The sequence below is a fragment of the Mycobacterium sp. ITM-2016-00318 genome (assembly GCF_002968285.2).
Classification (GTDB): Bacteria; Actinomycetota; Actinomycetes; order Mycobacteriales; family Mycobacteriaceae; genus Mycobacterium.
This window is the reverse complement of the sequence record NZ_CP134400.1, coordinates 1,583,100-1,608,370: the sequence shown is the minus strand read 5'-3', so window position 1 is coordinate 1,608,370 and position 25,271 is coordinate 1,583,100. Positions and strand designations below refer to the sequence as shown.

12 protein-coding genes are annotated in these 25,271 nt (G+C 64.6%); 8 read left to right on the top strand and 4 right to left on the bottom strand.

Annotated elements, in window-relative coordinates:
• Positions 1-4: 4 nt before the first annotated feature.
• On the bottom strand, positions 5-925 hold the full coding sequence (locus tag C6A82_RS07800; RefSeq protein WP_105349322.1) for a two-component system response regulator: 921 nt from the start codon (positions 923-925) through the stop codon (positions 5-7).
• Positions 926-1,113: 188 nt separating this feature from the next.
• Here C6A82_RS07800 and C6A82_RS07795 point away from each other — a divergent pair, with 188 nt between their 5' ends.
• Positions 1,114-2,505 (top strand): nitrate/nitrite transporter, encoded by a 1,392-nt coding sequence (locus C6A82_RS07795; protein ID WP_105349321.1) that lies wholly within the window; start codon positions 1,114-1,116, stop codon positions 2,503-2,505.
• 74 nt (positions 2,506-2,579) lie between these two features.
• Here the strand turns inward: C6A82_RS07795 and C6A82_RS07790 are convergent, their stop codons facing one another.
• Positions 2,580-5,579: a protein kinase domain-containing protein gene (locus C6A82_RS07790; protein ID WP_105349320.1), complete on the bottom strand. Its 3,000-nt coding sequence runs from the start codon at positions 5,577-5,579 to the stop codon at positions 2,580-2,582.
• Positions 5,580-5,720: 141 nt separating this feature from the next.
• Between C6A82_RS07790 and C6A82_RS07785 the strand changes: the two genes are divergently transcribed.
• From C6A82_RS07785 to C6A82_RS07770, 4 genes are all read left to right on the top strand, one after another.
• Entirely contained in the window at positions 5,721-6,863 is a 1,143-nt protein-coding gene (locus tag C6A82_RS07785; protein WP_105349319.1) for a BTAD domain-containing putative transcriptional regulator, read from the top strand.
• A 170-nt stretch (positions 6,864-7,033) separates the two neighbouring features.
• Positions 7,034-8,257 (top strand): MFS transporter, encoded by a 1,224-nt coding sequence (locus C6A82_RS07780; protein ID WP_105349318.1) that lies wholly within the window; start codon positions 7,034-7,036, stop codon positions 8,255-8,257.
• Between the two features lie 87 nt (positions 8,258-8,344).
• The gene (locus C6A82_RS07775; RefSeq protein ID WP_158261680.1) at positions 8,345-9,697 is read left to right on the top strand and encodes an MmgE/PrpD family protein; all 1,353 of its coding nucleotides are present in this window, start codon (positions 8,345-8,347) and stop codon (positions 9,695-9,697) included.
• Positions 9,698-9,927: 230 nt separating this feature from the next.
• Positions 9,928-11,148: a biotin carboxylase gene (locus C6A82_RS07770; RefSeq protein ID WP_105349316.1), complete on the top strand. Its 1,221-nt coding sequence runs from the start codon at positions 9,928-9,930 to the stop codon at positions 11,146-11,148.
• Positions 11,149-11,304: 156 nt separating this feature from the next.
• Here the strand turns inward: C6A82_RS07770 and C6A82_RS07765 are convergent, their stop codons facing one another.
• Complete coding sequence (locus C6A82_RS07765) at positions 11,305-12,036, bottom strand: VIT family protein (RefSeq protein ID WP_105349315.1); 732 nt, start codon at positions 12,034-12,036, stop codon at positions 11,305-11,307.
• Between the two features lie 107 nt (positions 12,037-12,143).
• On the opposite strand from C6A82_RS07765, the gene C6A82_RS07760 reads away from it, so the two are divergent.
• Together C6A82_RS07760 and C6A82_RS07755 are read left to right on the top strand one after the other, a co-directional pair.
• Positions 12,144-16,364 carry a TIR domain-containing protein gene (locus C6A82_RS07760; protein ID WP_105349314.1) on the top strand — a complete coding sequence of 1,407 codons (4,221 nt, stop codon included), beginning with the start codon at positions 12,144-12,146 and terminating at the stop codon, positions 16,362-16,364.
• A 2-nt stretch (positions 16,365-16,366) separates the two neighbouring features.
• Positions 16,367-20,605, top strand: coding sequence for a TIR domain-containing protein (locus tag C6A82_RS07755; protein WP_105349313.1), 4,239 nt, complete (start codon positions 16,367-16,369; stop codon positions 20,603-20,605).
• A gap of 10 nt (positions 20,606-20,615) precedes the next feature.
• Here C6A82_RS07755 and C6A82_RS07750 read toward each other — a convergent pair whose 3' ends face one another.
• Positions 20,616-22,337: a TrkA family potassium uptake protein gene (locus tag C6A82_RS07750; RefSeq protein ID WP_158261679.1), complete on the bottom strand. Its 1,722-nt coding sequence runs from the start codon at positions 22,335-22,337 to the stop codon at positions 20,616-20,618.
• Positions 22,338-23,522: 1,185 nt separating this feature from the next.
• On the opposite strand from C6A82_RS07750, the gene C6A82_RS07745 reads away from it, so the two are divergent.
• Positions 23,523-25,172 (top strand): amidase family protein, encoded by a 1,650-nt coding sequence (locus tag C6A82_RS07745; protein WP_199193984.1) that lies wholly within the window; start codon positions 23,523-23,525, stop codon positions 25,170-25,172.
• Positions 25,173-25,271 lie beyond the last annotated feature (99 nt).

Here is a 25,271-nt window from a genome sequence, read left to right as displayed (position 1 = left end):
CGGTTCACACTGCGATGGAGGTGAACAACGGGCCCTCGCGCCCGGCCAGCATCGCCTGCGCGACGCTGGCGTACAGGGCGTTGCGCGCGTGGGCGACCAACAACGAGAGGTTGGTGCGCGTCAACTGATCCGGGTCGGCGACTTGGACATAAAGCCATCCGTCGCCGAGCTGGCGGTCGAGCGCGATGGGCCATATGTATCCACCCGCCACCGGTCCCTCCTGATTGAGGCCTTCGCGCAACGATCGGGACACCTCCTCCACCTTGGCGTCGACCGCCGACGGGTCATCCTGAGTCGACACGTGGCTGGTCAATGCTCGGGATTCGTCGCCGCTCGACACGGTCTCCAGATGTAAGACCGCCAGCGGCGCAGGGCAAATGGCGACGGCCGCGTCGAGGATCCTGCTGCACAGGTCGTCGACCGCATCGAAGGCGTGCAGCGACAGCGCACATTCGTGGACGATCTCGAGTTGACGGCGGCGGTGGTCGAGCTCGACCAGCTGATCCCAGGCCCGAAGCGCCGTCCGCACCGCCACGAACACGCGGTTGGCCGACTCCTCGCCCTTGGGCAGGTAACCGTCGATGTCGTAGCGCTCGATGGTCTCGCGCTCCGGCGCTGCGCCCGGCTGCCCGGTACGCAACAAGATTCGTACGAACCGGTTGCCGAGCTGCTCGCGAATCACGCCGATCGCATCGAGGCCCGCGTGCTCGGATTCCATGACCACATCGAGCAACACCACGGCGATGTCGGGCTGCTCGCGTAGGCGTTCGACGCACTCTCGTCCCGACATGGCGCTGACGAATTCGACTTGCTCCTCGCCGTGAACGAGATCGCGCAGGGTCAACCGGGTGATGGCGTGGATGTCGGGCTCATCGTCGACGATGAGCACTTTTCTCCGGGTGGGCACGTTCATCGTGGGCTCCACAGCGGGGACGCTAACACGGCTTATGTTCCCGGCGCCGGTAATTGACGTCCGAGGAAAGTTTGTTGAGAAGTTGTTGAGACCGGTGCGAAATCGTGTCGTTCAACGCGCCCACCGATGTGGCGTGCGTGCACAGCAGAAATTGATCGTCCGGCCATTGGCGATCAGCACGTACTGAACGGAGTCCCGACATGACCATGACAGCCACCCCGCTACTCGCGCCTTCACGACCCGAGCCATCGAGTCGCGGCGAAAGTTGGATCGATGATTGGCGACCGGAGGACCCGCAGTTCTGGAACACGGTCGGCAAGCCGATCGCCCGCCGCAATTTGATCTGGTCGATCTTTGCCGAGCACATCGGGTTCTCGGCGTGGCTCTTGTGGAGCATCGTGGTCGTCCAGATGATGGCCGGGCCCGACGGCACTGCGGCTGCGTCCGGCTTCGCGCTCAGCCCCAGCCAGGCATTGTGGCTGGTGGCCGTGCCCAGCGGGGTGGGTGCGCTTCTCCGACTCCCCTACACCTTCGCGGTTCCGATCTTCGGCGGACGCAACTGGAGCGTGGTCTCGGCGCTTCTGCTGGTGATTCCCTGCCTTGGGCTGGCGTGGGCGGTCACCCAGCCGGACCTTCCGTTCGGCGTGCTGCTGTTGATCGCCGCCACGGCCGGATTCGGTGGCGGCAACTTCGCGTCGTCGATGGCAAACATCTCGTTCTTCTATCCGGAGAAGGAGAAGGGCTGGGCGCTCGGCCTCAACGCGGCCGGCGGAAACATCGGCGTGGCGGTGGTGCAGAAGATCGTTCCGATTGTGATCACGCTCGGCGGCGGCGTCGTGTTGTCGATGGCCGGGCTGCTCTATGTGCCGCTGGCCGTTGCCGCTGCCGTCTGCGCGTACCTGGGCATGAACAACCTGAGCGAGGCCAAGGCCGACGTGGCGCCGGTGTGGCAATCGCTGCGCCACTCCGACACCTGGATCCTCTCGCTTCTCTACATAGGCACCTTCGGCTCGTTCATCGGGTATTCCGCAGCGTTCCCGACGCTGCTCAAGACGGTGTTCGACAGCGGAGACCTGGCGTTGACGTGGGCATTCCTGGGCGCCGGCATCGGGTCGCTGGCACGGCCGTTCGGCGGCTGGCTCTCGGATCGGTTTGGCGGAGCGCGCGTCACCGCGGCGAGCTTTGCGATGCTGGCCCTTGGTGCGGCCGCGGTGCTGTGGTCGGTGCAAGCGGCAAACCTGCCGGGCTTCTTCGCCAGCTTCCTGTTTCTGTTCGTCGCCACCGGCATGGGTAACGGCTCGACCTACCGGATGATTTCCAAGATCTTCCGGGTCAAGGGAGAGGACGCCGGCGGTGACCCACACACCATGGTGCTGATGCGCCGTCAGGCGGCCGGGGCGCTTGGCTTCATCTCTGCGATCGGCGCGTTCGGCGGCTTCGTGGTTCCGCTGGCCTACGCATGGGCGAAATCGCAGTACGGCAGCATCGAGCCGGCACTGTGGTTCTACACGGGCTTCTTCGTCGTCTTGTTGGCGCTCACCTGGTTCGCCTACCTTCGACCGAACTCCCGAATGGCGCGGGCCGGCGTCTGACGGAGTCGGTGAAAGCCGCCTCGATTCGACGAAGACATGTCGGGCTGCCGCCTCAGCGGCAGCCCGACTGGCGTCTAGTGATACTCATCGAGCGCGTAGGCCGCTGCCTCGTTGAAGCTGAGTGCGTTGCCCTCGATCGATGCGGTCTCGTATTCGATCGCCGAAAGTTGTTCGCGGGCATACCGTTCGCACCTGTGGTGGAACGCGCCGGCGAAAGCAACGGTTGTCGAGGTGGCGCCACTGGCGCGGCTGATCGCGGCCGAAGCACTCAGCAGGACCGCGGCACGCCGCGGATCGTTGTTAGCCGCCGCCGCCCAGGCCAACATCTCCAAGAACTGGGCTCCGGTCCACGGATCGTGGATCGCCCGGGAACGCTGCAACCCGTCGCGCATCACGCGCTCAGCACCCTCTACGTCGCGCAGAGCGAGGCGGCTACCTCCGACGGCAGCCAACATGTAGTGCCGCATCAGCGTTTCGCGGCGCGGTTCAGCCAACGCCAGCCCCTGCTCCGCGTACTGCAGTGCCTGTGCCGCGTCACCGGTGATGGAGAACCGCAACGTCATCAGAGTCATCGCCATGATCTGGACTTCGAAATCGTCGGTGGCGGCCAACGCTCGCTCGGCCCACGCCGGGGCCAGTTCCAACTCACCGCGCAGCAGGGCGCCGAAGCCTTCGGTGTAGTCGATATAACCCTGGGCTACCGGGTCGGGCATCGCTTCGAGGAGCTCGCGGGCCTCGGCCACACATGCTGTCACCATCGCCCAATCAGTCTGTCTGAGGCCGAGCGTGCCGAGGGCGATGAGCCCATGGACGCGCATCGATGTCGGCTCGGTAGCGGCGCTCAGTGCCTGCTCCAGCCACCGGCGCCCTTCCTGAATCATCCCGGTGGCCGCCCAGACGTAGCGCAGCATGGTCGTCATCTCCAGCACGACTGACGGAGAGTCGGTCAGGCCGAACTGCAGCGCTTCTTGAAGGTTGGCCATTTCTCTGCGCAGGCGGTTGATCCACGGGATCTGGTGCTGGGTGAAGAATTCCGACCTCGCGGCGTTGACCAGTCGCCGATACCAATCAAGGTGACGCCGCTGCAGCCGCTGGTACTCGTCCCCGCTGAGGTGGGCTTCGCCGTACTCCCGCAAGGTCGGGAGCAGTCGGAACCGCACCTCGGCGTCCTCCTCGATGCGAATGAGGATCGACTTGTCCACCAGCCCGCTGAGCTCATCGAGCAGTTCGTCGGCCGACATGTCCTCGGCGCAGACATCGCGGGCCGCCTCGAGCTCGAAGCTGGCGGCGAACACCGACAACCGCGCCCACAATCGCTGCTCCTCGGCAGTGCAGTGATCGAAGCTCCACGCGATGCACAGCCGCAATGTCTGTTGACGCGTCGGCGCCCCCCGCCTCCCCCGGGTGAGCAACCCGAACCGATCAGACAGCCGCTTTGCGAGCTGCTCGACCGACATCGCCCGCAGTCGGGCCGCGGCCAACTCGATCGCCAACGGCAACCCGTCCAGCCGCGCGCAGATCCGCGCCACGGCGTCGGCGTTCTGCGCAGTCAGTGTGAACCCCGGCGCAGCGGTGCGCGCACGTTCGACGAACAACGCCACCGCGTCGTATTCGGTGAGGCTGAGATGGCCCACGACAGTGTTTCCGTCGGGGTAGCTCAGCGGGCGCAGCGGCAGCACCGCCTCTCCCCCGACACCAAGGACCTCCCGGCTGGTGGCCACTATCCGAAGCCGCGGGCAACCCTGCAGCAGAGTTTCGACGAGCAGGGCGGCAGCGTCGATGACGTGTTCGCAATTGTCGAACACCAACAGCGTTTCGCGTTGCGCGAGCACCTCAACCAGCAACTCGCCCAACGGCCTAACGCCCTGATTGTGGATCCCCAGCGCGCCCGCGACCTGCCCCGTCAACAGCGACCCGTCACGCAGCTCACCGATTTCGACGAGCCATACCCCGTCGTGGAACTCGGTCAGCCGCTCGCGAGCAGCCTGCAGCGCCAGCGTTGTCTTTCCGACACCACCGACCCCGGTCACCGTCACCAGTCGTGAGGATGAGATCAGCGCCCCCAGCTCGGCGCGTTCGGCCTCGCGCCCGACGAATCCGGCCAGCGGCGCCGGTAGGTTCCCCTCGCGCCGGCCCGACGATGCGGAGGGCGCGGGGCGATGCGCGATCTCGCCGGTCCGCTTGCCGCCCGCCAGCGCCATCGCGTCCACCGCGAAGCCATGTCCGGCCTGCAGATCCTGAAGCGCCTCACCGAGTTCGACCATCGCGGGTCTGTTCGCAGGATTGCGGGACAGGGTCTGCTGGACAACCTGCGCGACGTCCGACGGGACGTCCTGCTCACGAAGATCTGGCACCGGATCCGTGGTGATGCGCAACAGCTGTGCCATCACCGATTCTCCGCTGCGCCGCTCGAAGGGGGCATGGCCCGTCAACGCGGCGAAGAGGGTGGCGCCCAGCCCGTACACGTCGGATGCGCGATCAGGCGCACTGCCACCCATGACCTCAGGAGCGATATACGCCGGCGAGCCGCTGATCATGCCACTCGCGGTGGTGAACCCGTCGGACATGTGTGCGATACCGAAATCGGTCAGAGCCGGATCGCCGTAGTCGGTCCACAACACATTGGCCGGTTTGACGTCGCGATGAACGATTCCCAAGCGGTGCGCCGATTCCAACCCAGCCGCCATCGCCACACCAACCCGCAGCGCCTCCGCCAGCGGCAACCGGCCATCCGCACTGATCTCGGTTTGCATACATCCCCGCTGGCAGAACGGCATCACCAGATAGGGACGACCGTCGTCGGTTTGTCCGACTTGCAGCACCGCCACGATGTTCGGGTGCCCCGTCAGCTTGGCCATCGCCCGCTGCTCACGATCGAACCGCACACGGTTGTCGTCCATGTCCACGGTGAGGATCTTTACCGCCACCACCCGATCCAGCTCGACCTGGCGACAGCGGTACACCACCCCGAAACCACCGCGTCCGATCTCTACAGCATCCTCGAACCCGCCCACCCGCAACTGCCCGGTGATGGGGATGACCGCGCTACGTCCTGTTGTCAGGTCGCTGCTCATAACCCTCAATCATGTGTCTAAGCCCAATTGGATCGTAAGACCGCAGGACGGTGGCCACGTAGAGAACCGAGTATCGGTTTGACGCATCTGTTAATAGCAGAATGGTCACATTGCCGCCGAGGTGAAAGGCTGGACAGCGCGATGGCGCAGGAAGGTGTTTGGTTCGGCATTCTGGGACCAAGCGAGGTGCGGGTCGCCGACACCATCGTGGCGCTGGGCACGCCCAAGCAGCGCGCGGTTCTCGCGATGTTGGTGCTGCACCGCAATCGGACAGTGGGAACGGATGAACTGATCAATGCGGCCTGGGGCGACGGCGCGCCCCGTGGCGCGCCCTCCACGCTGCACACCTACGTATCGAATCTGCGTCGCCTGATAACCGGGCCCGGGGTCGATCCGCACAAGACCTTGACCCGCGCAGCGCCGGGGTATCGCCTCTCTGTGCCCGACAGTGATTGTGACGTCGGACGCTTCATCACAGAACGAACCAAGGGCGTACGTGCCGCTTCCGATGCGCACTTCGAGGAGGCCAGCAGCCACTTCACCGCTGCACTTGCCCACTGGCGTGGTCCCATGCTCGACGACCTGCGCGACTTCATCGTCTTCGACGCATTCACCGCGGCACTGGCCGAGGACAAACTGGTGACACAGATCGCCCGCGCAGAAGCCGAGAATGCCTGTGGCAGGCCTCATTCGGTGATCAATGAACTCGAAGCGCTGACCACCGACCATCCCTACCGCGAGCCATTGTGGGCGCAGCTGATCACGGCCTACTACCTCGCCGACCACCAATCCGACGCGCTCGATGCCTACCACCGATTGAGACGCGCGCTGGCCGAGGATCTCGGCATCGGCCCTGGTCCGAGGCTGCGCGGTCTCTATGAGCAAGTACTGCACCAACAGCCACTCAACACCGGTAAGGCCGCCCAGGCGAACGCCGATGAGACGATCATCGTCGCGCACCGCGAGAACACCGAGACCGATTCCGACGCTCCAGTGTTGCGCGATTCCGAGGGACGCGTCCACCCGCTCGCTATGAGCACCCGAATCGGCCGCAGCCCCGACAACGACATCGTCCTCACCGACGGCAAGGTCAGCCGCCACCACGCTGCCATCATCGACACCGGGAGCAGCTTCGTGATCGCCGACTTGCGCTCCGCCAACGGGGTCTACGTGCGGGACGGGCGCATCCACACCAGCGCCACCCTCGCCAACGGAGACGTCATCGGCGTCGGCGATCACAAGTTCACATTCGAAGCCACCGCCCACGGGCCCGACCTCGGATAGTCACCCTTCTCCGCTCGATCAGGTTGCCTTTCAGCGGGATTGACGGGATTGCAGTGGGCGTGGCGGCTGCGTCCGGCAGTGAGCACAATGCGCAAAACCGCGATATCGCTAATTGCGCGGCTTGTGCGCACAAGCGAGCCACGCCACTCCCGGCCACATAACTTGGCGGCATGGAAACCACCTCCCTCAGCCGCAGGCCCGCATGGGCCGGCTACCGCCGAGGATCCTCCGCGTACCGCCGTCTGCTGGCGGCGTTGTTCTGCGCGGGCATCGCCACCTTCGCTCAGCTCTACTCACCGCAGGGGGTACTGCCCGAGATTTCGGCCAACTTGGGTGTCGGCGCGGCCAGTGCCGCGCTGATGGTGTCGGCCTGCACGATCGGGCTGGCGGTCGGTGTCGTCCCCTGGTCGGTGATCGCCGACCGTATCGGACGGGTGAAGGCGATGACCATCTCGGTCATCACGTCAAGCGTCCTGGGTCTGCTCACGCCGTTGGCACCGAGCTTTCATCTGTTGCTCGCCGGACGGCTGTTGGAGGGACTCCTGCTCGGTGGGGTGCCTGCCATCGCGATCGCATACCTCACCGAGGAGATCGCTTGTGAGCACGCCGCCCGCGGGGCGGGCACGTTCGTCTCGGGGACCAGTATCGGCGGACTGCTTGGCCGGGTGGTCGCCGGTCCCGTCACCGACGTTTCAACGTGGCGTGTCGGCATGTTCACCGTCGCGGTACTGTGCGCCGCCGCGGCAGCGGCCTTCGTCAAACTCGCGCCGCAGTCACGGGGTTTCGCGCCGTCGACCGGGCGGAGCGTCAACCCGGAGGGCACTCTGAGCCACCGCCTCCTCGCCAATCTGCGGTCACCTCGCCAGCTCATACTTTTCGCTCAGGGCTTTCTGCTCATGGGTGGGTTTGTGGCCATCTACAACTACCTGGCATTCCGACTGACCGCCGCGCCCTATCACCTGCCGGTGACGGTGGTCAGCCTGATCTTCTGCGCATACCTGGCGGGCACCTGTGCGTCGACGCTCGCAGGGGCCATGGCCACCCGGTTCGGCCGCAAGGCCGTTCTGCTGACATCGATCGCAATCATGATCACCGGTGTGCTGATCACCCTGTGCGGCAATCTTTTTCTGATACTGATCGGACTTGTGGTGGGCACCGTCGGGTTCTTCGGCGCCCACGCGATCGCCACCGGATGGGCCGGCCGCGCAGCCACCGTCGGCAAGGCACAGGCCTCATCGCTGTACAACCTGTTCTACTACGCCGGATCCAGCATCATCGGCTGGTTCGGTGGTATCGCGTTGGCCCACGCGGGTTGGACCGGCGTCGCATTGACAGTCCTCATCCTCGCCGGTGTGGCAGCGGCCGCCGCAGCATTTGCCCTGCCCCGCAACTGATTCGCTATATAGTCCGATCCGAGCCACGAGGGAGCCACCACGATGAGCGTTACGTCGAAGCCCGCCGACGGGTTCAGCCGCGAGGTGATGGCCGCCTACGAGAACTGGAGTTTCTCTAGCCTCCCCGCGTCGGTGGTGGAGCGAATCAAGCTCTTCGTGCTGGACACCCTTGGCGTGATCGCCGCCGCCGCCGACGCCCCCGGCATTCCGGAGGTCAATCGCCTCCTTCTCGGCTGGGAGGGCGGTGGCCCGTCGACGATGCTCATCGGCAAAGGACGCGTCGCGCCGCCGACAGCCGCGCTCGCCAACGGCGCAGCCGCGCACGCGCTGGACTTCGACGACAATCACGATCCCGGCCGTGTGCACGCCTACGCCACGATCCTGCCCGCGGCCTTGGCGGCGGCGGAGGCGCGGGGCAGCGTGAGCGGGCGCGACTTCATTGCGGCGCTCGCCACCGGCGTCGAGCTGCAGGCGCGCCTCGGGCTGTCCGCACCCAACAGCATGGCCAAGGGCTGGCACCCGACGACTGTCATGGGCGCGCTCGGTGCGGCGGCCGCGGCCGGGCGGGTGCTCGACCTGCGCGCTGGGAAGTTCTCCGACGCGGTCGCGCTCGCCTATCACCAGGCGTCGGGCACGCGTCAAGCATTGAACGACGGCGTGCTGGCGAAGCGCCTCGGAGCGGGGTTCGCTTCGCGCAACGGCACGGCCGCGGCCTTCCTCGCCGAGGCGGGGCTCACGGGGCCGACGCGCTTCCTCGAGGGAGAAGCCGGGCTGTTCCAACTCTATGAGCGCGGCGAGGTCCTGCCCGACGCCCTCCTGCAGGATCTGGGCCAGACGTGGGAGATCATGACGCACAGCATGAAGCCGTATCCCTGCTGCCGATGCACTCATAACGCGATCGCCATCGGTCGAGAGCTGCACCGAGAAGGCTTGACAACAGCGAACATTCAGAGCGTCGTCATCGGCATGAGTGAAGTGAACAACAAGATCGTCGGCGAGCCCTACGACGTTGCCAGAGACTCGACGATCCACGCCCAGTTCAACGCCGGCTACTGCTTCGCGGCGGCGCTCATCCACGGCAGGGTCGATGTGGCGACCTTCCAGCGGCCCCAGATCTCCGATCCCAATGTCAGTGCTCTCGCCGCGCGTACGAGCGTCCTGGTCGACGATGCGATCGACGCGGGTGCCATGGCCCCGACCCGGGTGACCATCCTCTGCAAGGACGGTAAGCGCGTCGAACGCTTCCTCGAGTTCATGGAGGGCAGCCCGGAGCAGCCCATGACCGACGACGAGGCGATTACCAAGTTCACGAGCTGCCTCGAGATGGGGCTCGGCGCCGCTCCTGCGGTGATCAACTCCCTCGCGGACATGGTCCTTGATCTGGAGAACTGCGCGGACATTGCAGATATCGTCGCGCACTTCCCTGCCCTGAACAGCTGACCGCGACGCGTTCAATAGCGCTCAACAGCAAGTCAATTCGAGATTGACGACGCTGGATCACGGATACTGACGCGCCATTGGCGGCCGGTGAGCACAATGCGCAAAACCTGAGAATCGCGTCATTTCAAAGCTTGTGAGCACAAGCGAGCCTTCTGGACCACAGATCCGTAATTTCGGATGCGCAAGCAAGACCGAGAACACCAAACACTTACGCACACAGGAGAACTCAAATGACCACCACAATCGATCAGATCAAGACCGAAGTCCAGAATGCGCCGTCGCTGTACGGCAGGCCGATCGCGGTTCTGCACCAGGCGGTGACACCCCCGTCCTTGAACGGAGCGGTCAAGCCCTCGAACCCTTTCGGGTACCGGGATTCATCCGCCGACATTGCGAACGCACTGGCGCAGGCAGGCTGTGACGTGCTGACCCCCGCGAGTGATCCGCGTGCCGATGTCGACGCGGATTGGACCTACCCGGACACGCTCGAGGGAATCGCCCAGGCTGTGGCCGACGGAGCCGAAATTCTGTGGGCCAACACCAGCTTGTTCGATGAGCATCCGATGGCCAACTTCGGTTCCAACGACGGGCTCTATGTCGTCGGCCAACCGCTAGACGTCGTCGAGAAGTTCGAAGACAAGGACGTGTGCCAGGCGGCCATCAGCGCGATCGGCGTCCCGGTGCCCGTGCAAGCCCTCGTCAACGTGGAGAACGGACCGGCGAAAGGTCAAATCGAGAAGGCAGTTTCGCAGAACGGGCTGACATTCCCAGTCATCGTGAAGCCCGTCCGCGGCCGCGGCAGCGCCGGTGTCAAGGTCGTCGGGTCCGTTGCGGAAGCGGCAGAGCACATCGAGTCCCATGTCGGACCGAAGTTCGGCAACAAGTTCCTCATCGAGGAGTACCTGGCCGGCAGAGAACTCGCTGTGACAGTGATGCCGCCGGGAACCTATGAGACGGCTGACGGCATTCACAACGAACCCACCCACTGGACGCTTCCGGCGATCGAGCGGACAGGCCATCACGGCGGCGTGATGCCGTTCAGCGGAGTGGTGCCGATCCAGTCCAACAGCAAGCCGGCGGGCGACGATGATCAGCTCCGCGAATTCGGCCGGCATGCTGTTCGAGTTGCGCAGTTGCTGAAGGCCACTGCAGCGATTCGCATCGATTGCCGGGCAGACGCCAACGGTGTCATCAAGGCCATCGACATCAACATGAAGCCCAGCATGACGGGACCGGGCCGGCCTGGCCGGGAGCAGATGATCAACCTGTCAGCCATGTCGGGCGGCGAGATCGGCTGGAACTACACCGAGATGCTGGCAGCGATCGCGGCCAACGCGGCTCCGATCCAGCGGATCACGCAACCGACGTCGCGTGTGCGTTCTCTCGCCGCAGGGCACGCTCTCTCCAAGGCGTGCGCCGCCAAGCCGTGCATGGCTCTCCATGCCGCGTAGTTGCACCGGGCTGGCGATGACAGCCAACCCGAGACACGAGGGTCCGCATGTGGGTCACACCCCACATGCGGACCCTCGTCGTTGTGCGCACAAAGCGTCAGAGCGCAACACGGAACGATCAGGACGGTCTCCTACCGTGCTCGCCCCGGTTGGCGGTCATCCGATCGTCACGCCGACGAGATGGCCGATCGCGAAGGTGATCGCCATGGCCAAAGCGCCACCCACGGTCACCCGCAGGATTGGGCGTAAAGGCTTTGCGCCACCGAGGCGGGCGGCCACCCAGCCGGTCATCGCCAGCGCGAGAAGCACCACGGCAACGGTGACCCCGATGCGCGTAGACGCGGGCGGAAGAAGAATAGCGACGAGCGGCAGTAGTGCGCCGATGGTGAATGACACCGCGGACGACATCGCTGCCAGCCACGGATTTGTCAGCTGTTTCGGGTCAATACGCAGCTCGATCTCCGCGTGGGCGGCGAGAGGATCGTAAGCGGTGAGCTCCACGGCGGCCTGCCGCGCGGTCTGCGCGGAGAGCCCTCTTGCCTCGTAGAGCGCGGTCAACTCGTTCAGCTCGTCGTCCGGCTGTGACTTCAGCTCTCGGCCTTCGGTGTCGAGAAGTGCCCGTTCGGTGTCGCGCTGAGTGCTGACAGACACATATTCGCCGACCGCCATCGACAGAGCTCCGGCTGCCAGTCCCGCGATGCCGGCGGTGAGCACCGGCCCTCGCTCGGCGGTGGCGGCGGCGACGCCGATGACAATGCCGGCCGTCGAGACGATCCCGTCGTTGGCGCCCAAGACGGCGGCGCGAAGCCAATTGAGTTTATTGGCAACTGACCCGTGGTGTGGTCGCGTCTTCCCGGGCGCCTCCCCGGGTACCGGCTTCGATGTCATGTACCGAGGCTAAACCGGCTTCTGACGCTTCCGATGATTTACGGCAAAGCGACTTGATCACTCGACAAGGAGGTTTAACCTCCGAGCTAACCCTCCAAGAGAGTGATATGTCGCGAATTTTCCTGAGCCATTCGAGTCTCGACTCACGCGAGGCATTGGCCCTGAAACGTTGGTTGGTAGAGCAGGAGCCCCCGCTGGCGACTGACATCTTCCTCGACATCGATCCTGACGTGGGGCTCCGTCCAGGCGAGCGATGGAAGGACAGACTGCAGCAGGCCAGTGCCAAATGTGAAGCCGTGGTCTGTCTCCTCTCGAGCAACTGGGAGGCGTCTCACGAGTGCAAGACCGAATACCGCGTCGCAGAGAATCTGAACAAGCAGATCTTGTGCGCCCGCCTCGAGCCGTCGGCCGGTGACGAGTTGACGTCGGAGTGGCAGCGGTGCGACCTGTTCGGCGAGAGTGACATGACCTCGGTCGACCTGGACGACGGCCCTCCGGTCATGTTCGCAACCAAAGGGTTGTACCGGTTGCGAGACGCCATCCGCGGCACCGGCATCAGCGCGCACTCGTTCGTATGGCCGCCACCCGACGACGTGGTCCGGGCTCCATATCGCGGGTGGGAGCCGTTCGAACAGGTCGATGCCGCCGTGTTCTTCGGCCGGGACGCGGCCATCGTGCACGGGCTGGATGAGCTGCGCGGCATGAGAGTGGCTGAGACGAAGTCGATGTTCGTTGTGTTGGGTCCGTCTGGCACAGGTAAGTCATCGTTCCTACGCGCGGGTTTGATGCCGCGTGTGGCCCGTGAGGATCGTCGTTTCACTCTGTTGGGCGTCGTGCGGCCCGGTCGCAACGCGCTGACGGGCGATGCCGGTCTGGCGGCGGCGATTTGGCACGCTCGAGACAGGCTGGGCCTGTCAGCACCAAGCCTGGGCGAAATCAAGACCGCGTGCCACGGCGACGTCGAGCGGGTCCGCGAGTTGCTGATCGAGATCCAGCAGACGGCGACGGATCGGTTACCGGATCCGGTGAGCGGCGATGACAAGCCGGCCCCTCCGACGCTGATACTCCCCCTGGACCAGGCCGAAGAACTGTTCTCCGCCGACGCCGGAGCCCAAGCAGTCGAGCTGATGTCGCTGATTCGACGGCTGACGGTCCGAACGGAACTGCAACCGCTGAGCCTCATCGTCGTCGCCACCATCAGAACCGACCGGTTTGAGGTGATGCAAACGCACGCCGAACTGGCCGGCGTGGAGTCAAGGGTTTTCGATGACCTCAAACCAATGCCGCGGACGCAGTTCAAGGAGGTGATCACCGGCCCGGCCGCTCGTGCCAGCGAGGGTGGCCGCCCCCTGACTGTTTCACCTGACCTGGTGGAGCGCCTTCTCGTCGACGCCGCCGAGGGTGCCGATACACTGCCGATGTTGTCGTTGACGCTGGCGCGCCTATATGCCGACTATGGCTCGACGGGTGAGTTGAGAGTCGAGCAATACGAGGCGATGGGCGGGATGCGCCGTGTCGTCGAGACAGAGATCAACGAGATTCTCGCCGCCGATCCGGACCGACGGCGCCACCAACTCGACTGTCTGCGAGCCGCTTTCATTCCGTGGCTCGCCACCGTGAACCCGGAGAACGACCATCCGTTGCGTCGGATGGCCCGCTATGACGACTTACCCGAGGAAAGCAGACCGCTGATCGATGCACTGGTCGCCAAGCGGCTGCTGGTCAAGGACCAGCGCGACGGCCAAGTCGTAGTCGAGGTCGCCCTGGAAAGCCTACTGCGCCAATGGGATGAATTGTCAGAATGGCTTCGCGAGCAACGCCACGAACTCCAGGTCGCCGACGACGTCGAGCGTGCCGATACGGCGTGGAAAAGCAACAACAGGGATGCGGCGTGGCTTCTCGCCGGTTCTCGTCTCGCCGACGCCGAGAGAGTTGTGAGCAGTCCTACTTTCACCCAGCGCATGAATCCCGTTCGCGAATACATCGACGCTTCTCGACAAAGCGAGAACGATCGGCTAGCGGCGGAAGAAGAGCGCCGGCACGCCGAGTTACGCAATGCGCAAGAACGGCAAGCAGTTGCCGAAGCGCACGCGAGCGACTTGCGCAAGCGATCGCGGATCCTGCGTGCCGTTGTTGCAATCACCGCGGCGGTCGCCGTCGTTGCCGTCGTCGGACTCGTCTATGCCGTAAGTGCTCGTGGTCAGGCACAAGACCGGTTCCGCCAGGCCACAAGCGTGCGGTTGGCCTCCGATTCGGACAACATGTTGAACGGCAGCAGGCCGGGCAGTGATGAGAGGGCCCTGCTCGAGCTACTTGCCGCAAATGCACTCTCTCCGAATACATTCGGCCAGAACATGTACTCCGTCGGTGTCAAGACCTTCAACACCCTCAAGCTGATCGACCCCTCAATGGGGGTCTTTGGTGCCATCTTCAGTCCCGATGGCCGCCGCTTCGTCGTAGGAGGCGATAACGGAGCGCTGCGCTTGTATGACGCTCAGACCGGCCTTCAGCTGGGTGCGGACCTGGTCGGACACACCAAGTGGATCGACGGTGCCACGTTCAGTCCCGACGGTCACAAGATCGCTTCCGTAAGTGACGATCTCACCGTGCGGCTGTGGAACGCCGACACCGGCCGACCCATCGGCCAGCCGATGTTGGGCCATCAAGACCAGGTGTGGGCGATATCGTTCAGCCCGGACGGGCACATGCTCGCGTCCGGCAGCGTGGACCGCACCATGCGGCTGTGGAACGTCGACACCGGCCGACCCATCGGCCAGCCGCTGAGACATCCAGACAGGGTCATCAGCGTGGAATTCAGCCCCGACGGCCGGCACATCGCCAGCGGGGACGCCGACGGAATGTTGCGGTTGTGGGACGTCACGACCGGGCAGCAGTCCGGACCCCCGTTGAAGGGTCACACCGGAGAAGTCATCGATGTGGCGTTCAGTCCGGACGGCCGCCGAATCGCGTCGGCGAGCGGCGACGGCGACGTGCGGTTGTGGGACGCCCAGACCGGCTTGCCGATCGGCGAGCCCTTGCCCGCTCACGGGAGTCGGGTGCTCAGCGTGGCGTTCAGCCCCGACGGTCACAGGCTTGCCTCCGGGAGTGGTGACGGTGCGGTAAGGCTGTGGGACGCCGACACTCGCCAGTTGCTTGGTGCGCCCATGCTGGGCCAGAAGGGTGGAGTGTGGACTCTGTCGTTCAGCCCCGACGGAACCCGCCTCCTCTCGGGATCGCAGGACGGGACGATCCGATTGTGGGATGTCGGCATACGTCGGCCGCTCATCGGCCACATCGGGGGCGTAGCCAGTGTGGCGGTGAGCCCAGACGGACATCGCATCGCGTCGGCTGGTGACGACGGCACGGTGCGCCTGTGGGACGCCGACAGCGGCCGCCCGATCGGCAAGCCGCTTGTCGACAGCGACAAGCCGTTGTCCGGCGTCGCGTTCAGCCCGGATGGACAGCGTCTGGCCATCGCCAGCGCCGACGGCACGGTCCGGATGTGGAACGCGGACACGGGCACGCTTGTCGGTGACCCGATCGATCCGGGGCAGGGACCACTGACGAGCGTGGCGTTCAGTCCCGATGGGCGCCGTTTGGCCATCGGCGGTGGAGACACGTCGGTTGGCGTATCGAGCGACCACGATGGCACCGTCCGGTTGTGGGATGTCAAAACGTTTCGTCCTGTCGGTGAGCCGCGGAGACACGGCGAACGGGTGAACAGTGTTGCGTTCAGCCCGGACGGGAACCGCATCGTCTCCGGCGGCAACGAGGGTGACAACACCGGCTCGGTGAGGTTGTGGGACGCCAACACAGGTGAATTGGTTGCGGCAACCACGATCGGCGAGGCACAGAGGATCGTATGGGCCGTAGCGTTCAGTCCCGACGGGCGCCAAGTCGCGGCAGCCGGTGTCGACGGGTTCATTGAAGTCTTGGATGCCGACGGGCTCGACATAATCGGTCAGCCGATGAAAGGCCACGAGGACAGAGTCGTTTCTCTGGCGTACAGCCCGGACGGCCGCGCACTCGCTTCCGCCAGTAGAGACGAAACCATCCGGTTGTGGGACGTCGAGTCCGGCCAGCAAGTAGGTGCAGCGCTGACCGCGCACACTGACGATGTCGACAGCGTCGCGTTCAGCCCCGACGGCCAGCGCATCGTTTCAGGCAGCACAGACGGAACCGTCCGGGTCTGGCCGGCCGTTGCCGGATCAAAAGAGTTGTGCGACAAGTTGACTGAAAACATGAGCCACAAGCAGTGGAACGAGTGGGTGTCGCCCGACATCGACTACATCAAGGTCTGCCCCGACCTGCGGATCCCGCCGGACTAGACATGTCGCGAATTTTCCTTAGCCATTCCAGTCATGATGCGCGTGAGGCGTTGGCTTTGAAGCGCTGGTTGGTGGGCCAGGAGCCTCCGCTGGCGACTGACATCTTCCTTGACATCGATCCGGAAGTGGGGCTGCGACCGGGCGAGCGATGGAAGGACAGGCTGAAGCAGGCGAGTGCCAAATGTGAAGCCGTGGTCTGCCTGTTGTCGAGAAAATGGGAAGCGTCGCATGAGTGCAGGACTGAATATCGCGTCGCGGAGAATTTGAACAAGCAGATTCTGTGTGCCCGCCTCGAGCCGTCGGCCGGTGATGATTTGACGTCGGAGTGGCAGCGCTGCGACCTGTTCGGCGAGAGTGACATGACCTCGGTCGATGTGGGCAGCGGCCCTCCGGTGTTGTTCGCCACCACTGGCTTGTACCGGTTGCGAGATGCCATCCGCGGGACTGGCATCAGTGCGCATTCGTTCGTTTGGCCACCGCCAGACGACGTCGATCGGGCTCCATATCGCGGGTGGGAACCGTTCGAACAGGTCGATGCCGCCGTGTTCTTCGGCCGTGATGCGCCGATCGTGCACGGCCTCGATGAGCTGCGGGGCATGAGGCTGGCCGAGACGAAGTCGCTGTTCGTCGTGTTGGGTCCGTCGGGCACAGGTAAGTCGTCGTTCCTACGCGCGGGTTTACTGCCGCGCTTGGCACGCGAAGATCGTCGCTTCACACTGTTGGGCGTCGTGCGGCCCGGTCGCAACGCGCTCACCGGGGACGCGGGCCTGGCAGCGGCCATTTGGCATGCTCGAGACAAGCTCGGTTTATCGGCACCTAGCCTGGGCGAAATCAAGTCCGCATGCACCGACGACATCGAGCGACTTCGCGAGTTGCTGATCGAAGTACAGAATGCAGCCGCGGATCGGTTACCCGATCCGATTCGCGGCGATGAGAGACCGACTCCCCCTACGCTGATACTCCCCCTGGACCAGGCCGAGGAATTGTTCTCCGCTGACGCCGGAGCCCAAGGGGCGGAGCTGATGTCGCTGATTCGACGACTGACGGTGCGGACGGATCTGCAACCGCTGGGCCTGATAGTGGTCGCCACCATTCGGACCGACCGATATGAGGTCATGCAGACGCATCCCGAACTGGTCGGCGTCGAGTCACGGGTTTTCGACGACCTCAAGCCGATGCCGCCGACCCAGTTCAAAGAGGTGATCACCGGCCCGGCGGTTCGTGCAAGCGAAGGCGGCCGGCGCCTCGCGATTTCACCGCACTTGGTGGAGAGGCTTCTCGTCGACGCCGCCGAGGGCGCCGACACACTGCCGATGTTGTCGTTGACGCTGGCGCGACTGTATGCCGACTATGGATCGACGGGTGAGTTGACGGTCGAGCAGTACCAGGCGATGGGCGGGATGCGCCGTGTCGTCGAGACGGAGATCAATGAGGTGCTCGCCACCGATCCCGACCAACGAAGTCGCCAACTCAATTGTCTGCGAGCCGCTTTCATTCCATGGCTCGCCACGGTCAACCCACATAATGACCAGCCGATGCGTCGGGTGGCCCGCTATGACGACCTGCCCGAGGAAAGCAGACCCCTGATCGATGCACTGGTCGCCAAGCGGCTGTTACTCAAGGACCAGCGCGACGGCCAAGTCGTGGTCGAGGTCGCCCTGGAAAGCCTGCTGCGCCAGTGGGATGAGTTGGCAGACTGGCTTCGCGAGCAACGCCAGGAGCTTCAGGTCGCCGACGACGTCGAGCGAGCCGACACCGCATGGCGAAGCAACGGCAAAGACCCGGCATGGCTTCTCGCGGGTTCCCGTCTTGCTGATGCCGAAAAAGTTGTCGGCTCATCCACCTTCACACAACGGATGAATCCCGTTCGCGAATACCTCGACGCTTCTCGACAAAGCGAGAACGATCGGGTCGCCGCGGAGGAAGAACGTCGGCACTCCGAATTACGCAATGCGCAAGAACGGCAATCACAGGCCGAAGCGCACGCGACCGCCCTGCGCAAGCACGCGACCGCCTTGCGCAAGCGGTCGCGGATCTTGCGTGCCGTTGTTGCAATCACCGCGGCAGTCGCCGTGGTTGCCGTCGTTGGACTGGTCTATGCCACCAGCGCCCGCCATCAAGCACAAGACCGGTTCCGCCAGGCGACGGGCGTGCGGCTGGTCGCCGAGTCGGACGGCATCTTGGACGACAACAGGCCGGGCAGTGATGAAAGGGCCTTGCATGAGCTACTTGCCGCGAACGCGATCTCTCCGAACACATTTGACCAACAGTTGTACTCAGCGGCGGTAAAGACCTTCGACACCCTCAAGCTCATCGACACCGCGACGGGAACCTACGGTGGCGCCCTCAGCCCTGGTGCCGCCTTCAGCCCTCGGGGTGACCGCTTCGTCACTGCAGGCGACCAAGGAACATTGCGCATGTGGGACACGCAGACAGGCCTACAGGTGGGCAAAGACTTTACCGGACACACTGAATGGGTTAACGATGCTGTGTTCAGTCCCGATGGTGACCGGCTCGCGACCACAAGTGACGATCGCACCGTCCGGCTGTGGAACGCGGACACTGGAGAACCGATCGGCCGGCCAATGACAGGCCACGAAGACGAGGTGTGGGGCGTGGCGTTCAGCCCCGACGGGCTCATGATCGCCACGGGCAGCGTGGACACCGACTTGCGGCTATGGAACGCGAAAACCGGCAAGCCCATCGGCCAACCAATTGACCATCCCGCCGAGATTGTCTGCGTGGAATTCAGCCGCGACGGACGGCGTGTCGTCACTGGCGGTTACGACGGGGCTGTACGGATTTGGGACGTCCGCACCGGGCAGCAGATCGGTCCTCCGCACCGAGTCCACGAGGACGACATGACGGAAATCATCATGGACGTGGCGTTCAGCCCCGACGGCCGCAGACTCGCTTCGGCGAGTGCCGACGGGGATGTGCAGATATGGGACGGCGAAACCGGCCTGCCGATCGGCGATCCCATGACCGGCCACGGCACCCAGGTGATGAGCGTGGCGTTCAGCCCCGACGGCCACCGGCTTGCTGACGGAGGTAATGACGGTGCGGTGCGGATGTGGGACGTCGACACCAGGCAATTGCTCGGTGCCCCCATGATGGGCCACAAGAGCGCGGTGTTTACTTTGTCGTTCAATCCCGACGGCACCCACCTACTGTCGGGAGCGCAGGACGGGACGATCCGATTGTGGGATGTCGGCATACGTCGGCCGCTCGTCGGCCACATCGGAGGGGTGTCGAGTGTGGCGGTGAGCCCTGACGGAGATCGCATCGCTTCGGCTGGTGACGACGGCACGGTGCGGTTGTGGAACGCCGACAATGGCCGTCTGATGGGCAAGCCGGTCGTGGCCAGCGGGCAGCCGCTGTCCAGCCTCGCTTTCAGCCCGGATGGACGGCGCCTCGCCACCGCTGGCGCCGACGGCACCGTGCGGATGTGGGATGTGAACGCGGGCGGGCCCGTTGGCGCCCCGATCAATCCCGGGCAGGGGCCACTGACCAGCGTGGCGTTCAGTCCCGAAGGACGCCGCGTGGTTATCGGCGGTGGAAACAGCGTCCGGTTGTGGGATGTCCAAACGGGCAGTCCCATCGGTGAGCCGCGGATACACGGCGAACTGGTACACAGCGTCGCGTTCAGTCCCGACGGCAACCGCATCGCCTCTGGCGGCATGGAGACGGGCTACAACGGCACAGTGGGGTTGTGGGACGCCAACACAGGTCAATTGATACGGGCAGTCCCAATCGGCGGCGCCGATGTAGTTGTGTTCGCAGTGGCCTTCCGCCCCGACGGCCGCCGGATCGCGGCCGCAGGTGGCGATGGCGTCATTCAGCGGTTGGATGCGGGCAGTCTCGAGAAAGTCGGCGAGCCAATGCAAGCCCATGAGGACACGGTCGTTGCGTTGGCGTACAGCCCCGACGGCCGCACGCTCGCGTCCGCGAGTCTCGACGAAACCATCCGGATGTGGGACACCGAGTCGGGCAAGCAGGCAGCTGATGCGTTGATCGGCCACACCGACAACGTGAACAGTATTGCGTACAGTCCCGATGGCCAGCGCATCGTTTCGGGCAGCACGGACGGTACTGTCCGGGTCTGGCCTGCCATTGCAGGTCCACCAGATCTGTGTGACAAGCTCGCTGAGAACATGAGCCATAAGCAGTGGAACGAGTGGGTATCGCCGGACATCGACTACATCAAGGTCTGCCCCGATCTACCGATCCCGCCGGACTAGCGAGGAAGGCCTACCGGTCATCGCCGATGAGCGCCGGCGGTTCGACACGGCCTGAGCTAGTGACGGACCGGATGGCCTTGAGATCGACCAAGGCTAGCGCGTCAGGGATCTGACGTACCGCGTCGCGGTCGAGGTCGGCGATGTCGTCCGGCAGCTCGTCGAACGGAATCAAATAAGGCGTGGTCTTCCGCCCAACATCTTTGGGCCCCAGCCGCCAGCCGGACTCCAGTCGTTCGGTTACCCACCGTTTGTGCTCGGCGATCGCAAGCATCTCGAATTCCTCGTCGGAAAATTCGAACGCTGGTGCGCTTACGTCGTGCAGCGGCGCAATGCTACACCCGATGCTGCGCAGCTTGACTGGCATGTCGCGGGCTTGAGCTCGATTGGACTCCTTGCGCGACTCGTCCAGCTCGGACCACGACGGCGCCTCCTTGCCGGCGGCGAGTTGCCCTGCGCACCAACGGCGATGGATGGCGACCGCGATCCTCTCGTATGACCCGCCCGCGACGAGTTCGGCCGTGCACGTGCGCTCCAACGCCGGAAACACGTTGACGTTCGTCAGCTCGCCACTGGCAGTCGCGTCGGTGATGAGCCGGGCCACTCCGTCCGTGCGGGACAACGCGACCACCATCGGAACCGCCGAATCAAGGTAATGGCGCAAGGTGAGCGCGGCCTCAATTGCGTCTTCGTCGCGATACGCGCTGACGTATGCGCACGTTATAGGGGGCGCTCCCACGTCGGCTTGCACCGCGTCGAGTCGGTGCAGATCACGGACCGACGCCGAGGATTGAATGAACCGACACACCGACTCGAGGGCGGGGTGTCGGTCGAGGAGCCCGCCGAGGCGTTCCTCGGCTCGGTCGTCGACAACTGTGACCCAGAGGGGGGTGTCGTCGGTTCGGTCTGTGAACCAGCTCCATGCTGCGTGTTTCACCAACCACATTCCCAGCGCATCAAGGCGACTGACGAGGACATGCGGCCGGCCGTTCTCGGCCCTTATGGAGAACTCGTCAAGGCACAATTGCGCACTGATCTCGTCAATGTTGAAGAAGTCCAGTGACGAGGGGGCGCCGTCCAAAGCGTTGGCCTCCTGGACCCGCAATAACCGGCACAGCTCCGGGCTGCCGATACGAGCAAGACAACGCAGCGGACCACTTCGACGGCCGGTCGGGAGTCGCCGCGCGACGGCGACGATCTCGGTGTTCACCGCATCGGTAGGGCACACCGCGAGAAGTTGTGCCGCACGCTGTATACCGGCGCCCCGTAGCGTGCTTTCCAGCCGAGCATCGCCGATAACGACCGGACTTCGCCACTTGCGACACACCTCTACGAGCGGATTCGCGGAGTCGGATTCAACGACGACTACCTGGTGACCGGCCTGACGAAGATGCTCGCCGAACAAGCTGCCGACATAGCCCAGACCGCAGATCACGACGTGACCCCGCATCAGCGGTATGCGGATTTGTTGAAACCGATCGTGAAACAACAACGCCAGCCCGCTCAACGCGGCCCAACCGGACACGAGCGGCGCGAGGATCCGAGCGATCTCGATCTTGACCGGTAGCCCCGTCGTGGCAGGCGACCCCATCAAAAACAGCTTGAAGGTGTTGTAGGCGATGTCGGTCGCCCGAGGGGGGTGCTTAGTTGCCCCCTCGACGTACAACTCGTTCAGGTATTCCGTATATCCCAGCCAGCCAAGCACGAACGCGATCAAGGCGGCGGAACCGAGCAAGGCCCATCGAAAGTCAGCGATGAACCCCCGAAACGACCTTGGGGACATCATCGAGACCTATGCGCATCAGTGATACCGCACCTGCGCGGGCCACTTCGGATCGACCGCATTGGGCGAGCGTAACCGAAAACATGTTGCAGCAAACAGAAAACGCGACATGGCGACCGACCGCATCGAGACCCCGATCAGCACATGGGCGACGAAACACGCGACGCCATCAGAATCGCCATGGCCATGCCCGCAACTGGGCGGATCGGAAACGAGCCTCACCGGTGACAAGCTTTCAAGGTCAGACTGCGGTTTACTGAATTGGTCGATATGGCGGCGGAATAGAAGCAATACTCCGTACAACGGCTGAACGGCTACGTTCGGGCCATTGAGGGGGAAACATGAATATCGCCGGTGTGTTTGGCACAGCGGCCGTCTTCGCTGCGGTCGCTGTCGGGTTTCCGAGCCCCGCATGGGCCGGCGGTCCGACTACCCCTTCGCCCAGTGTTCCTGCCCCGGCCGCCCCCGTTGGGGAGTTGAGCGGCACCTACACCTTCACTGTGGACTCCGGAAACACGACTACGTGGACGATCACACCGTGTGGCCCCGGATGCGCCAATGTCGCGGCGACAAATTCGTCGGCGGGTAACGCGCCCTATACCGGGCAAGCGCAGTTGGCGGGCGATCGCTGGAACATGACGGCTGCGCGGTCCGATGCCCTCACGTGCGACGACAACAACCGGGTCCCGGGAACGACCATATATTCATGGGGCGCATCAACACTCGCCGGCACCGCGTTCAGCCAAGCGGGCCCCGGCATATGTGGCAGCTCTGACCCGAACGGGTTCCGTGGTCCTACGTCCGAGTTCACCTTGACGAAAGTCGACTAAGCGAATAGTCGGCAGACACCCCGGCACCTCGGCAGCCGTGAGGACACGGCGGAAGTGAGGGATAGCTTCCCATTGCGCTGCATCTGGCGATGAACTCTGCGTCTAATTCGATTGGCACTCAGACAACTTCACGATGTTTTTTCGTCGGCCCCTCGGCTGGCTTCGCCGGGTTGGCCACACCGCCGTGTGTGGTTCTACCAAAGGAACAGCTACGACATTCCTGGGGGATGGAAATCTGCGTTGAAACTTGCGATGTGCGGGTGGCCCGTATCGTTCATGTCTCACGATCAGTGCGGAAGGAGACATGATGCGCTTCGCGCGTATCGTTTCGAGCCGCATCGGGCACCCGCTGCTGGCCGTTCTCCTGGCGACTGCGGGCATTCTCTCCACCAACCCCATGGCCGAAGCAGAGCCCGGCACGCTCGCGCCGGGTGGACTGTCCCTAGACGCAATCACGATCCCGGAGCTGCAGGAGCGCATGCAGTTCGGCGCGCTGACCGCCGTCGATCTGACGCAGGCCTACCTAGACCGCATTGCCGAGGTAAACGATGAGGTCCGAGCGGTGTTGAGCGTCAACGCGCACGCGCTCGACGAGGCCGCGCACAGCGACGTCATCCGCGCGCAGCAGGGCCAGCGGAGTGAGATGGAGGGCATCCCGGTCCTGCTGAAGGACAATGTGGACGCCGAAGGGATGCCGACGACGGCCGGTTCCCGCGCGCTCCTGCACAGCGAGCCGGACGACGCGACGATCACCCGCAAATTGCGCGACGCCGGCGCAATCGTGATCGGCAAGGCCAACCTCTCCGAGTGGGCCAACTTCCGCGCGAAGAACTCGACCAGCGGCTGGAGCGGGGCCGGCGGGCAGACGGCCAACCCCTACGTCCTCGACCGCAGCGCGTGCTCTTCCTCCAGCGGATCCGCTGCGGGTGTGGCGGCGTCGCTGGCCCAGGTAGCGGTTGGCACGGAGACGAGCGGCTCGATCGTTTGCCCGTCGGGCACCACCGGTGTCGTCGGGCTGAAGCCGACCCTCGGCACGGTCAGCCGTGAGGGGATCGTGCCGATCTCCGCCGAGCAGGACACGGCAGGCCCGATCGCCCGCCATGCCGTTGACGCCGCGATTCTGTTGTCGGCCATCGCCGGTCGGGACCCGGCCGACGCCGCCACCGCGGAGCGTCCGGCCGACTTTGACCCAAACTTCGCGGAGCTCGATCCACACAAGCTCAAGGGCGCCCGGATCGGTGTGTTGACACTGACCCCCGACGAGTCGCAGGTCGTTGACGACGGGACCGAGGCGGTATTCGCCATGGCGGTTGAGGAGCTGATGGCTGCCGGCGCCAAGACGGTACCGGTGCAATTGGCCCACCAGGAGGAGATCCGCGCCGGTGAGACCCCGGCCCTGCTGGCCGAATTCCACCGCGACATCGAAGACTATTTAGCAGCCACCCCCGGCAACCACCCCGCAGACCTCGCAGGGCTCATCGCGTTCGACCGCCAGGACCCGGAGGAGCTGGCATACTTCGGCCAGGAGCTGTTCGAACAGGCCGAGGCGTCCCCGGTGCCGGCCGACAACCCGGCGGTCCGCGCGCAGCGGAGCACGATCCGCAGTCTGGCCCGCGGCTCCATCGACGACGCGCTAGCCCGAGGGCCAGAACCCCAGAACCGTCTAGACGCCATCGTGGCGCTCACCAACACACCCGGGTGGGTGACCAAGTACTTCAACCGTGACGGTGTCGCTGACGAATTCCTCTACGGCAGTGCGGGACCGGCAGCGGTGGCCGGGTACCCGAACGTCACCGTACCCGCCGGGTTCGCCGGACCGCAGGGGGCGCTCCCCATCGGCATCAGCTTCATCGGCGCCCGGTGGCACGACGCCGACGTGCTAGACCTCGCCTACGCCTTCGAGACCGCGACGAAGGCCCGCCGTACGCCGGGATACCTGCCGACCGTCGGAGGCTGACAGCTCAGCGAGGCCGCCGAGTAGCGTCCCTGTCCCGGCAGGCCACCGCGGAGGAGCCACGGCAAATGAGCTGAATTCCGCAGACCTCACCACTGTTGC

Bases quoted from the DNA above. Each gene is read 5' to 3' on its own strand.
- C6A82_RS07795 (WP_105349321.1), top strand. From the start codon at position 1,114: ATGACCATGACAGCCACCCCGCTACTCGCGCCTTCACGACCCGAGCCA.
- C6A82_RS07790 (WP_105349320.1), bottom strand. From the start codon at position 5,579: ATGAGCAGCGACCTGACAACAGGACGTAGCGCGGTCATCCCCATCACC.
- C6A82_RS07785 (WP_105349319.1), top strand. From the start codon at position 5,721: ATGGCGCAGGAAGGTGTTTGGTTCGGCATTCTGGGACCAAGCGAGGTG.
- C6A82_RS07780 (WP_105349318.1), top strand. From the start codon at position 7,034: ATGGAAACCACCTCCCTCAGCCGCAGGCCCGCATGGGCCGGCTACCGC.
- C6A82_RS07775 (WP_158261680.1), top strand. From the start codon at position 8,345: ATGGCCGCCTACGAGAACTGGAGTTTCTCTAGCCTCCCCGCGTCGGTG.
- C6A82_RS07770 (WP_105349316.1), top strand. From the start codon at position 9,928: ATGACCACCACAATCGATCAGATCAAGACCGAAGTCCAGAATGCGCCG.
- C6A82_RS07765 (WP_105349315.1), bottom strand. From the start codon at position 12,036: ATGACATCGAAGCCGGTACCCGGGGAGGCGCCCGGGAAGACGCGACCA.
- C6A82_RS07760 (WP_105349314.1), top strand. From the start codon at position 12,144: ATGTCGCGAATTTTCCTGAGCCATTCGAGTCTCGACTCACGCGAGGCA.
- C6A82_RS07755 (WP_105349313.1), top strand. From the start codon at position 16,367: ATGTCGCGAATTTTCCTTAGCCATTCCAGTCATGATGCGCGTGAGGCG.
- C6A82_RS07745 (WP_199193984.1), top strand. From the start codon at position 23,523: ATGCGCTTCGCGCGTATCGTTTCGAGCCGCATCGGGCACCCGCTGCTG.